Origin of the sequence: Diaphorobacter caeni (assembly GCF_015354245.1) — a bacterium.
Lineage (GTDB): Bacteria > Pseudomonadota > Gammaproteobacteria > Burkholderiales > Burkholderiaceae_C > Diaphorobacter_A > Diaphorobacter_A caeni.
The window spans coordinates 408,375-420,824 of the sequence record NZ_JADKYZ010000004.1; the positions used below are offsets into that span (position 1 = coordinate 408,375).

A 12,450-nucleotide genomic window follows, 5' to 3' on the forward strand; every position below is an offset into this window, starting at 1 on the left:
AAGCAGTCATCGCATTGAATTTTCTTTGTATGGATGTATGGACCGGAGAGATAGATCAGGTCAACTGTGAATCGAGCGGCCTTTCTATGCTCTGGTCAGTCGGCTAATCATCGCTTTGTGTTGTGGATAGCGGTTGCAAAGTTGCTTTGCTTGTCCAAGTTCAAAATCAGCAAAGTCAAATCCTGGCGCTACGGTACACCCCACCAGAGCAAAGCCACTCTCTGCCAGTTCCGCGCCAAACCAGCAACCCGCGGGTACCACCGCCTGAAATTGTTCTCCCGCGGCAATATTTGGACCGAGCTTGAACACTCGGTGGACGCCATCAGGAAAGATGCAATGCACGTTTAACGCTGAGCCAGCGTAAAAGTGCCACACTTCATCGGCTTTGATACGGTGCAGTGACGAGATGTCACTGTCTGATAGCAAGAAGTAAATGGCGGTGGACAATGAGCGGTCGCCGCTAAAGCGCGCAGGCAGCGCCGGCGAAGCCAGCATTTCGCTGGCGCGATAGGTTTCTCGATACCAGCCCCCTTCGGGATGACGTACAAGCCCTAATTGTTCAATGAGCGCCTGTGCTGTGATGTTGTCTGTGTCCATAAGTGCCGAAACCCTATTTGTTGTTTAGAAAGCAATCGAACAGAATCCTACGGTGGCTGTCTGCACGTGTTGCGACTGTCTTGCTTAATCTTGGTTCTGCTGACAAGGTATTTGATCATTCAAAATTTCGCCAAGCAGTCGTTGCATCGGTCACACGCGTCTACTGTCAATGTCAGTGCATTAGTGAATGACTGCAGCTTAACCAAAATCAGCCATCAATACAGGGGGCTCAATGGGCCGCAACCGCTGTGTAGCTGGGGAGTGCGGCTGAATCCCGCGAGAACCTGTCATTGCGAGTGATCTTCAAACGGCTTCATTTCCCAGCCATTCGATCCCGCACATAGTAATTCGGTCAATCGAAGCCGTTTCAAAAACTCTTGGTCGTGTGATGCAACGATCAGCGCGCCGCCGTAAGCCGTCAACAGTGCTTCCAATGCTGCCAGCGATGGCAGATCCAGGTGATTGCTCGGCTCATCGAGCAACAGCAATTGCGGAGGCTCATCTGCATAGATCACGCAGGCCAAAGCGGCCTTCAGGCGCTCTCCGCCACTGAGCGCGTCTGTTGGTACCGCAACCTTTTGTGCATCCAGTCCCAACTGGGCCAATCGCATGCGGAGCTCGCTCTCGTTGAGCGTGCGGTTGACATCCTGAAGCTGCGCGATGGTGGATCGCTTGGCATCCAGGCAATCCAGCCGTTGATCGAGGTAGGCCACGCGGCCAGTGACCTTACACAGCCCAGAAAGGGCATCGATTCGCCCTGCGATCACCTTGAGTAAGGTCGATTTTCCGGTGCCATTGGAGCCGCTCAAGCCGATGCGTTGTTGACCAGTGACCTGCAGGCTGATGTGCCGAAGCGGCATCGGCACGAACGGCGGGAGCACCAAGTCGTCCAGAATGAGCACCTGTCGTTGAGCGACCCCGTTGCTCAGAGGCACATGCAGGTGGATGTGCACGTCCTCCGCTACCTGCGCGGCGGCGTGTTTCACGCGTTGCGCCAACTCGATCCGTGTCTGAGTCTGTTGGCGGTGCAACTTGCCCATGGACTGATCGCTGCGTTCCTTCTGACGGTCGAGCAGAATCTTGGCTTGATTCGCATCCTTGCCACTGCGCGCTCCGCGAGCCTGACGTTTTTCCTGTTGCTCTCGCTGATCGCGCAAAGCTTGCTCCTCAAGCCTTCGCTCCAAACGGGTGCGCTCCAGATCGACCAGTGCATTCTGCTGTTCCTGAGCTTTTGCATTGGCATAGAACGCGTAATTACCGCCATAGCTTTGCAAACCCAACGAGGACAGATCAACAATGCGTGTCATATGGGCCAGCAACTGCCGGTCATGGCTGATGACCAAAAGTCCCTTGCGCCATTGCTGCAACCATTCGATGAGGCGCAAGCGGCTTGGCTGGTCCAAGTGGTTGCTGGGCTCATCGAGGATCAGGAAGTCCGCGTCAGACAACATGGCACCGACCAAGGCCACGCGCATGGACTCGCCGCCACTGAGTGCGGTTGCCGGGGTGTGGGCATCCAGATGTCCCAAGCCTTCCTGCGCCAATGCGTTCGCCAACTGCGCAGACGCATCCCAGCGCTCACCCACCAAGTCAAAGTCAGCCTGCGCACAGCTGCCGTTTTCAATGCGTTGTAGCGCGTCGAATACGCCACGCAGGCCTGCCAAGTCGGTCACCGTGGCTCCGTCTTGGGGGCTCACCTGTTGCGCAAGGTAATGCACTGCGCCTGATCGCACGCAACGCCCTTGTGTAGGTTGCAATTGACCGGCCAGGATGCGCGCCAGAACCGATTTCCCGCTGCCATTGCGGCCGACCAGGCCTGTGGGGCATGGGTCAAAGTGATCGTTCAGATGGGAGAAAAGAATCTCGCCATTGGGGAGGACGAAAGAAACGTCCTCCAACGAGATATAGGAAGTCGCCATACAGTTTCCAAAGATGCAAAGCTCCCCCTGCGAATGGGGGCAGTGGAGATTTGCCGTTGTTTCAACGGCTGCATCAATGGCGCATGGGTCTGATTCCTAAAAAATGTATTGAACTGAGAATTCTAGTTAAACGCTCTACATATTGCAACGATAGGCAGCTTGGGGTCGACAGTACCTATTCGCGCGCCGAGATAGCGGAATTCCAGCATCCCGAGGACAGACTGATAGCGAAAGCTGAATTCCCCGGCCACCATCCAAACCAAGACACCCCACGTCAGCGCTCAAAAGCCGCATCAGCTAAGATTGCTGGATGAAAGCACAGTACCTGCCTCGCAGGTATTGAGAAAAAACAGAGTCCTACCCAGCCCTCTCCCGCCAAGCGGGAAAGTCAGCAAATCTCCCAATACGAATCCGCCCCATGTCCGCACAGGATTGGGCCGCTCAGGCCCTGCAATCGTTTGACACCGTCGTTCAGGCCACGGGCGGCTTTCGCAGCCGTGCCGGGCAGCGGCGCATGGCTGAGCAGGTGGCGCATGCGTTCAGTCTGGCGGAGCTGGGCAAGGTGGATGCTGAGGACGAAAACGCCCCGCCACCCAAGCGCGCCATTGCCGTGGTGCAGGCGGGCACGGGCGTGGGCAAGTCGCTGGCGTACAGCGTGCCCGCGATTGCCATGGCGCTGGAGCGTGGCACGCGCGTGCTGATATCGACGGCTACGGTGGCGCTGCAGGAGCAGCTCGTCACCAAGGACCTGCCCGCGCTGGCGGCGCATTTGCCCAAGCCGTTCAAGTTTGCGTTGGCCAAGGGGCGTGGCCGCTACATCTGCAAGCTCAAGCTGGAGCGGCTGGCGACCGGCTCGGATGCGTCGGGCGATGCCGACGGCATGGCCGACGACGATCTGTTCGCCGAAGAGGAAGCGGCCGAGCGCGCGAAGCGCCCGCGCGCCGAGTCCGAGGCGCGCATGAAGTTCTACACCAGCATGGCCGATGCGCTGGCGCGCGGCGCGTGGGACGGTGACCGCGACTCGCTTGACACGCCGCCCGAGGCCGAGGTGTGGAGCCCCGTCGCGGCAGAGGCCAGTTCGTGCACCAGCAAGCATTGCCCTGCCTTCAGCAACTGCACGTATTTCGAGCGCCGCAAGGAGCTGGTGGCCGCGCAGGTCATCGTCGCCAATCACGATCTGCTGCTCTCCTCACTCGGCGCGCGCCTGCTGCCCGAGCTCGACAACTGCCTGCTGGTGGTGGACGAGGCGCACCATCTGCCCGGCACCGCGCTCGACCAGTTCAGCTGCGAGGCCGATCTCTCGCGCCTGACCTGGATCGACAAGCTCGCGAGCCGCGCGCTGCGCATCGGTCAGCTCATGGAGGTCGAGGAAATCGCCGACATTCCTACCGATTCCGCACGCCTGCGCACCGCGCTGCAAGATACTGCTCGACTGGTGATGGACATCTATGGCGAGCAGCTCAAGTCGCCGAGACAAGGCTTCGGCGGGGGCGCGAGCCAAGCCGCCGCGAGCCGCTTTGGCAACGCCGCGCCGCGCTATTCCACGCCCTACAACAACATCACCCGCGCGCGCGTACCCGGCGGCGTGCTGCCGCCCGAGCTGATCGAGCCGCTGTCGCAGATCGCCCACCATGCCGATGGCTTTCTGACCGCGCTGCGCGCCATCTCCAAGGCGCTGCGCAGCGAGATCAAGGACAAGCCCGACGAAGCGCGTCGCCTGTCCACGCTCTACGCGCAGATCGGCGCGCTCGCGCCGCGTCTGGAGAGCGTGCACGCCACCACCTCGCTGCTGCTGCAGGACACGCCCGAGGGCGCGGCGCCTGCCGCCAAGTGGTTCACGCTGGAGATCGACGGTGACTACATCGTCGTCAAGGCGCACGCGAGCCCACTGCTGCCCGGCAATACGCTGCGCAACCACCTGTGGTCGGCCGTGCGCGGCGCGGTGCTCACGTCGGCCACGCTCACGAGTTGCGGACAGTTCGATTTCTTTCTGCGCGAAGCGGGTCTGCACGGCGACGATGCGGTGACCACGCTCGAAGTGCCGAGCCCGTTCGACTACGCGCTGCAAGGCACCTTCGTCGCCACGGAAACCAACGCCGATCCCAAGAACGCGCAGGCCTTCACCGCCGAGATGGTGGACGCGCTGCTCTCTGATCTGGCGATGGTCGAGGCCGGAGCGCTCGTGCTCTTCACCTCGCGCGACCAGATGCGCCAGGCCGTCGACGCCCTGCCCACCGCGATGCGCAGCGTCGTGCTGGTGCAGAACACCCTGCCCCGCCAGCAACTGCTCAAGCGCCACCGCGAGCGCGTGGCCGAAGGCATGCCGTCGATCATCTTCGGCATGCAGTCTTTCGGTGAGGGTCTGGATCTGCCGGGGCCGTTGTGCGAATCGCTGTTCATCACCAAGCTGCCTTTTGCGCCGCCGGATGATCCGGTGGGCGAAGCCCGCGCCGAATGGCTGCGCGGTTCGGGCCGCGATCCGTTCATCGAACTTGTCGTGCCCGCCACCGCCATCCGCCTCGCGCAGTGGGCCGGCCGCGCCATCCGCACCGAAGAAGACCGCGCGCATGTCTACTGCTACGACAAGCGGCTGGTGCGCACGAACTACGGACAGATGCTGCTCAAAGGACTGCCACCATTTACTCTGGAGCGAAGGCAGGTGTGAGCGCGGGGATGATGATGGCTGCGGCGCACGCAGAACGCGGACAATCTCCCCCATGCCCATCAACACACCCATCGCCGTCATCGACTTTGAAACCACCGGCATGACACCCGCCCAAGGCGCACGCGCGACCGAAGTCGCCATCGTGCTGCTGCAGGATGGCCAGGTCGTGGACCGCTTCCAGAGCCTGATGCGGACGGGCGTCTACATCCCCTCGTTCATCACGCAGCTCACCGGCATCACCAATGCGATGGTGGCCGATGCGCCCGCTGCCGAAGACGTCATGCGCGATGCCGCGCGCTTTGTGGGCAGCGCGCCGATGGTGGCGCACAACGCCTCGTTCGACAGCAAGTTCTGGTGCGCCGAGATGCAGATGGCGGGCATCGCCGCACGCCATCCGTTCGCCTGCACCGTGCTGCTCTCGCGCCGGTTGTATCCGGAAGCGCGCAGCCACAGCCTCGGCAACATCATCGACCACCTCGGCCTGCCGCGCGCGGGGCGTGCCCACCGGGCGCTGGCGGATGCGGAGATGGCAGCCTCGCTGCTGGCGCGCATTCAGCAGGACCTGCAATCGCGCTGGGGCATCGCGCGGCCAGGGCATGAGCTGCTCAGCGGGCTGCAGCGTTGCGCGAAGCCAGGTGTCGCCAAATGGCTGGCGCAGCATTCGCTGGGTGATGCGGGTTGAATGATTTTGCGCGTCAGTACACCGCCCGCACCTGCAGACTGAGCGCGGCGGCGAGGTCCGCGGCAAGGCGTTTTGCATCCCGCTTGTCGACCTGACCCACGCTGATGCGGATGGCGGGCGCATTCATCAGCGACATCGGCCCTCCCGCCTGCACCGCCCAGCCCCGAGACGCCATGGCCTGCACCACGGTCAGCTCATCGGGTACGGCGATCCACAGGTGCAGCCCCTCTCCGCTCGCATCGACCTCCTGCGCGACGCCGTGCTTGTGCAGCTCGGCCAGCAGCGCGCTTCGCCTCGCGGCGTAGGCGCTGCGCATGTGCGCGAAGGAGCCGCGCCCGCGCCCCTTGGCGGCCTGGCGCCACAGCAGCGCGGCAAGGCGCTGCAACCACAGGCTCACCTTGCGCGGGCCAAGCGCCTGATGGGCGCGCATGCCCTCCACGAGATCGGCAGGTCCGGCCGCGATGCACACCCGCATCTCGGGACCGAGCGCCTTGCCCAGCGACATCACATACAGCCAGTGGGGCGGCAGCGCGTTGCTACCCGCGACAAAAGCGGTGTCGCCGAGCAGGCCCCAGTAGTCATTGAAAACCACCAGCGTGTTTGGACAGCCGCGCAACTGCTTGCGCAATGCACGCCAGCGGTCGCCGCGCAGATTCGCACCTGTGGGGTTGTGCGCGCGCGGCGTGAGCACCACGGCGGCGCAGCCCGCGAGCACGCCCGCGGCGGGCACCTGAACGCCCTGCGCATCCACCGACAGCGGCACCGGACGCAGGCGCAGACTGCGCAGCAGCGCTAGCAACGGAGGCCAGCACGGGTCTTCAATGGCAACGCGGTCTCCCGGACGTGCGTGCTGGCGCAGGGCGCGTTCGATGGTGTCGAGCGTGCTCGAGAAAACGCCGACGGAGGATTGCGGCGCAATGCCCTGTGCCTGCAACCATTCGCCCGTGATGGCGAGCAGCTCCTCATCGTCACCGAGCTCGCCCGTGGCCGCGGCGCCCGCCTTGCTCGCGTTGCTTGCGCCACTCGCCTCAACTGTTTGCGGCGCGAGAAACGCGCGCAGCTTGCCCCATGCAGCCGCACGCGGCTGCGCCAGCAAGGCCGGATCCACCTGCCCGCTCGCGAGATCGCGCAGCCCCTGCGGGACAACGTAGGCGGCGGGCATCTGCACCGCCTCGCCCGCCACCCGCGTGCCGCGCCGGCCCGAGGTGACGAGCCGCCCTGCATCGCGCAGCCGCGCATAGGCGGCGGCCACCGTGTTCGGATTGACACCCAACTGCGTCGCGAGATGCCGCACGGCGGGCAGTGCGTCGCCTGCCTGGAGTTCGCCGCTGCGAAGAGACGTTTCAATGCTGCTGGCAATGTCTTGGGCATTGCTTCCCTGGATATTCTGTACTGACCAATTCATCCCATACATTGTATTGTTTGTATTAGTACAATTTTTTGTATGCAGAACCGCACTTTGAAAGTAGCGTGAAGAAAAGTTCGAGAATGCTTAAAAAACGGGCAAAACGGCCCAAAAAACGCGGTTTTGGCCCTTCAAAAGTATGAGGAAGGAGCGAAATCGGGCCGAGGACCTTGGTGACTTGGAGAAAAGTGGAGTGCACTTCCACGCGAGCGACAAAACAGCCAAAAAATCGCGCAGAAAAATGGTCTGAAGCCGAAATTTCGGGATTTTTCAAAAACTGCGGACAGCGTCCATGCCGTGTTTTGCTCAAAAAACAGGCAATGCATAAATGAATACTGGTTCATTTCTTGTGAGGGCACTCCCACCAGGGGCTCGATCCACGAAATGCACAGATGATCGACGCGCGCATTGCGCGAAATCCCGTGGAAGCAGGCCTGAAGCTGCATGCTTCGATCCCGCGCTCTGTGCTCTGTGCTCTGTGCTCTGTGCTCTGTGCTCTGTGCTCTGTGCTCTGTGCTCTGTGCTCTGTGCTCTGTGCTCTGTGCTCTGTGCTCTGTGCTCTGTGCTCTGTGCTCTGTGCTCTGTGCTCCTCTGCGAAGGCTGTCGCAGAGCCCGCAGCGCACAGAGAGATGCGCGCAGGCCACGCATGTCTGCAGCTACGGAAACGGCATGCAGCGAAAGCCACGTATCGTCCGTCCATCCGTCCGCCAGTCAGCGCTTTCTGTCCGTCAGAATCAAGCGCGTGCAGACTCCGCATCCGGAGCGTGTAATGGAAGCCACAACGCAGCACACACGACGCATTGCCCATGCATCCCTCGCCGCTTGTCGATGCTTTTGTGAAGCGCGTGAAGGCTTTGGGGAGTCATGCTCGGGGCGTGCACAACCCGTGAAGAAACGCACCGCTGCGGACGGCACAACTCCCGCCTTCAGGCGTTGAATCCCACAGATATCGACATTGCGCGAAGCACAAAAAAAGGCCGGTGACTCCCGAGAGAGTCACCGGCCTTCAAGAAGCCATTCCTGCGCGCCTCAGCGCGCGGGAACTATCCGTGGTGTGCCCCGATCACTTGCGGCGGCGTGCTGCGTTGCCAAAGCCCATGGCCGCGAAGCCCAGGAGCGACGACAGCATGATCAGGCCCCATTGCGAGAGCGTGGGAACCGACTTCGGATCGGCCGGGGGCACGATCGTGGTGGTGGTTTCGCTTTCGTCGTTCTTGGGGTTTTCGTCGCCCGTGAGGGTCACGGAAGCCTTGTTCACCAGCGGACGCGCACCCTTGTACGGTGTGGCGAGCGTGGTGTCGATGGTGAACACGGCGGTCGCGCCGCTGTCGAGTGCGGGCACGTCGCAGCTCACGGTGCGCGATGCCTGCTCATAAGTGCAGCCATCGCCGCCCGAGGCGCCCACGTAGTCCAGGCCTTCGGGCAGCACGTCGGTCACCTTGCCGCCCTTGGTGTAGGGCTTACCGCCCTTGCCTTCGTTGGTCACGGTGAGGGTCCAGGTCGCGCTGTCGCCAGCGTCCAGCGGGCCTTCGGGGCCTGCCTTGTTGATGCCGAGATCGACGGTGGGTGGGGGCTCCACCGGGGTGGTTTCCTCGTCGTTGTCGTTGTCGGGATTGCTGTCGCCCGGCACGCTCACGCTCGCGCTGTTGACCAGCGGACGGGAGCCCGTGTAGGGCTGCTCGAGCTTGGCCTGCACGGTGAAGACCGCCGTGGCGCCGCTCAGGATCGAGGGCACGTCGCAGGTCACTGCTCGCGTGCCGCTGTCGAAGGTACAGCCATTCGATGCGCTGATGAACGCGAGGCCCGCGGGCAGCACGTCGGTCACCTTGCCGCCGGTGGGCGACATGGTTCCGGCCTTGCCATGGTTGGTCACGGTGAGGGTCCAGGTGATGGTGTCACCCTCGTTCACCGATGCGCTAGGTCCCTTCTTGTCGATGCCGAGGTCGATGGCGGCCTTGCTGGTCGACGTGCGGTCGGTCGTGGCGTTGTTGCTCGCCACATCGACGCCACCGGGCATGCTTTCCACTTCGAGCGGCTTGACGGTCGCGGAGTGGAAGATGGTGCCGGTGGTCGCGCCGAGCGGCAGCGAATCGGCCTTCATGGTGAACTTGATGATGATGGTGTCACCAGGTGCCATCAGCGGGAAGGTGCAGTCGAGCGCTCCGTTGGTGGTGCCCAGTGCAGGTTGCGCGCACATGGAGGCGTTGGCCGATGTGGCTGCGATGCCCGTGCCCGAGACATTGAGACCGCCTTCGTAGGTGAAGGTGGCGTTCGAGCCGGCAGCGGGGAACAGGTCCGCCACGTTCACGTTGGACGCGTACGACGAGGAGTTCGAATCGTTGCGCACGATGATCGTGTACTCGGTCGTTTCGCCAAGCGCCAGACCGTCGGCCGAATGCCGCATGTCGATCTGCACGTCGAGCTGCGCCGGCTTCAGCGTGATCGAACGTGCGTCGTTGTTGTTGTCGTCGCGGGTTTCTGGCGTGGCAGTCGAGACGTGCACCTTGTTGTCCATGGTGTCGCCAACGGCTGCGTCGTCACCCACGGAACGGGCCTTGTACTGCACCAGATACTCGTAGCCGGCCTGCAGGTCATTGGCCCACGTGCAGGTCATGGTGCCGCCGCGCAGGCCGTCACCCTTGGCGACAGGCTGGTCTGCCGCATCGGTGAACGTGCATGTGCCGTTGCCCGTCAGCCCCCAAGGCTCGCCGACCAGATAGGCATTGGCGGGCAAGGTGTCCACCAGCGTCACCAGCTTGGCGGCCGAGGGGCCGTAGTTGTGCGTGCTCACCGTGTAGGTGGCCGGTTCGCCGAGCGCCACGCTGGTCACCGGAGCCACTTGCTTGATGACCGCGATGTCGGTCAGCGCCGTCATCTGCAGGTCCACCGTGCTGGTGTTGTTCGTCAGTTTGTCGTCGTTGATGTAGGCGGAATACGCGGTCGCGGTGTTGGAGTACGTACCGTTCGTTGCCACGCGCGGACGGATCTGGACTTCGATGGTCACGCTCTCACCCCGTGCGAGCTTGTCGATCGGGCAGGTCAGCGTGCGGCTGCGCGAATTCTTGTCACCGGAAGCCGAGCAGGTGACTGCTCCGGCGTTTGCAGGCACGGTGCCCACGGTCTGCGCCGAGATGAAGCCACCGTTGGGATACGGGCTTCTCTGCGCGACGCCGTTCTTGTCCGGAGCGCCGTCATCGGTGCTCACCACCAGATCATTGAGCACGTCGGTCACCGTGATGGACTGCGCGTCCTGCGTGCTGTTGGCGTCGTTGGTGATCTTGAGGTGATAAGTCACCAGATCGCCGCTGACGGCCGGGCCGGGGTTGGGCGAGACCAGCGTCTTCTCGATCAGCAGGTCGGCGCGGCGATCGGAGATCGTCACATTGGCATTGGCCGAGATGGTCTCGCCACCACGGTCGCCGGGGTTCACGCCGGCAGACGCGGCGTTGTTCCAGTTGGCGTATTCAGCGCCGTTGGGCAGGGTGTCCACCTGGGCGTCGAAGATCAGCGTGATCGACTCGCCGACCTTGAGGCCAGCCGTCGTCGAGCAGTTCGCCGGGGTGCCGGCGACGCCGTTCACGTCAGCGCAGCTCCAGGCGCTCTTGTCCGAATAGTCGAGCAGCCGGATCTCGGACGACGGCGTGTCTTTCAGCTCAATGCTCTGGCCGGGCAGCACAGGCATGGGGCCGTCGTTCTTCACGGTGAGCTGGTACTGGAAGACCTTGCCTTTTTCCACCGGACGGCCGTCGCCGACCAGACCCTTCGTCAACGCGAGCTGGGCCGTGTTGTTGAAGGTGATGGCCGCGGAGGCCTTGTTGTTGGTGGTGTTGGGCTCCGGCACTTCGGGCGGCATGCTCAGTGTCGCGGTGTTCACGCGCGAGCCCACGAGCAGCGCGTCAGCGGGTGCGGTGACTTGGGCGTTGAACTTGATGGGCGGCATGGTCGCGCCGAGGCCGCCGGTGAATTCTCCGGCCCATTCGCAGCGCACGGTGCGGGTGGCGGCACCCGCGTAGGTGCACGACCAGCCCGCGTTGTTCGCGGTGTCGAAAGAGACGAATTCCACATCCTTGGGCAGCACGTCAAGCACGACGATGTCACTTGGCGTGAGGCTGCCGGATTCGCGCTTGGCGGTCAGCGTGTAGACCAGCGGCGTGACGGTGCCCGTGGTCGCGTCGACCTTGGACGCCGAGACGGCCTTGGCGAGCGACATGTCGGCAAAGTCCGCACCGGCCGAGGTCACGATGACGGAGTCGGTGTTGTTGTCCTTCTGGCCATCGGCAACCGGTGTGGTCGCGGTGTCATTGGTGAAGGCTTCGACGCTCACGGCCGCGCCGATGGGGCCGCCCATGTTCGCCTTCACGGGCACGGTGATCGCATTCAGGGCCTTGCCCACGGTGACCGTCTCGCCTGCGGGCACCTTGTAGTTGCAGGTGATCACGCCCGAGGTCTGCATGCCTCCGGGCTGGCAGCTCCATCCATCGCCCGTGGGCGTGCCGGTCACCGGTGCACCGGCGGGCACTTCAAAGGTCACGCGCACCATGCCACCCCCGGGGATTTCCGTCGGGCCGTGGTTGGTCACATCGATCTGGTAGCCGAACGGGTCGCCGTTGTTGACCTCGCCGTTGGTCGTGCCGGTCGCCTGCAGCTTGACGCCGAGATCGGACGCATTGCTGGTCGTGAAGTTGCGGCGCAGGTCGACGTTGTTGATGCCGCCATCACCGTCGATCTCGCCGACCTTGGGCAGCGACGCGCTTGCGATGGCCTCCCAGTTCGTGCCCACAGTGGGCAGGATCACGTTGAAATCCACCCACTTGAAGCCGTCTTTTTCGGCCAGCGAACTGATCGTGCACTTGATCTTGTTGTTGCTGGCGTCGAGCACCGTCCCCTTGGCGAGCGTGGGCGTGCACGAGATGCCGCTCGGCTTGCTGTCGGTTGACTGGAAGATTGCGCCCTCGGGCAGCACTTCGGTCAGCGTGATGTTGGAGGCCGTGGGGCCCGCATTGAGCCGCACCTTGGCGCGGTAGGTGAACGATCCGCCCGCAGGTCCGGAGACCTCCATCTCCCCTGCCGCAAGACCGTCGTGGTTCACCAGAACGTCCGGAATGGTCGCTGCACCGGCTGTGCCGCTCAGCAGGACTCCACTCAAAATGGCTGTCGCCGAAACCCACCGCGGCACTGCTGA

At 63.1% G+C, this 12,450-nt stretch carries 6 protein-coding genes; 2 read left to right on the forward strand and 4 right to left on the reverse strand.

All coding sequences use genetic code 11. From position 1 onward, the window contains the following. Positions 1 to 84: 84 nt before the first annotated feature. Positions 85 to 597, reverse strand: coding sequence for a cupin domain-containing protein (locus ISG32_RS12655; RefSeq protein ID WP_194771357.1), 513 nt, complete (start codon positions 595 to 597; stop codon positions 85 to 87). 287 nt (positions 598 to 884) lie between these two features. Then, a complete protein-coding gene (locus ISG32_RS12660; protein ID WP_194771358.1) occupies positions 885 to 2,516 on the reverse strand; it encodes an ABC-F family ATP-binding cassette domain-containing protein in 1,632 nt (543 codons plus the stop codon). A 418-nt stretch (positions 2,517 to 2,934) separates the two neighbouring features. On the opposite strand from ISG32_RS12660, the gene dinG reads away from it, so the two are divergent. Further along, complete coding sequence (gene dinG / locus ISG32_RS12665) at positions 2,935 to 5,181, forward strand: ATP-dependent DNA helicase DinG (RefSeq protein ID WP_194771359.1); 2,247 nt, start codon at positions 2,935 to 2,937, stop codon at positions 5,179 to 5,181. A 52-nt stretch (positions 5,182 to 5,233) separates the two neighbouring features. Continuing rightward, positions 5,234 to 5,863 (forward strand): 3'-5' exonuclease, encoded by a 630-nt coding sequence (locus tag ISG32_RS12670; protein ID WP_194771360.1) that lies wholly within the window; start codon positions 5,234 to 5,236, stop codon positions 5,861 to 5,863. 13 nt (positions 5,864 to 5,876) lie between these two features. Here the strand turns inward: ISG32_RS12670 and ISG32_RS12675 are convergent, their stop codons facing one another. Both ISG32_RS12675 and ISG32_RS12680 read right to left on the reverse strand, forming a co-directional pair. Then, positions 5,877 to 7,268: an aminotransferase class I/II-fold pyridoxal phosphate-dependent enzyme gene (locus ISG32_RS12675; protein WP_194771361.1), complete on the reverse strand. Its 1,392-nt coding sequence runs from the start codon at positions 7,266 to 7,268 to the stop codon at positions 5,877 to 5,879. Positions 7,269 to 8,331: 1,063 nt separating this feature from the next. Next, on the reverse strand, positions 8,332 to 12,414 hold the full coding sequence (locus ISG32_RS12680; protein WP_194771362.1) for an IPTL-CTERM sorting domain-containing protein: 4,083 nt from the start codon (positions 12,412 to 12,414) through the stop codon (positions 8,332 to 8,334). Positions 12,415 to 12,450 lie beyond the last annotated feature (36 nt).

Bases quoted from the DNA above. Each gene is read 5' to 3' on its own strand.
- ISG32_RS12655 (WP_194771357.1), bottom strand. From the start codon at position 597: ATGGACACAGACAACATCACAGCACAGGCGCTCATTGAACAATTAGGG.
- ISG32_RS12660 (WP_194771358.1), bottom strand. From the start codon at position 2,516: ATGGCGACTTCCTATATCTCGTTGGAGGACGTTTCTTTCGTCCTCCCC.
- dinG (WP_194771359.1), top strand. From the start codon at position 2,935: ATGTCCGCACAGGATTGGGCCGCTCAGGCCCTGCAATCGTTTGACACC.
- ISG32_RS12670 (WP_194771360.1), top strand. From the start codon at position 5,234: ATGCCCATCAACACACCCATCGCCGTCATCGACTTTGAAACCACCGGC.
- ISG32_RS12675 (WP_194771361.1), bottom strand. From the start codon at position 7,268: ATGAATTGGTCAGTACAGAATATCCAGGGAAGCAATGCCCAAGACATT.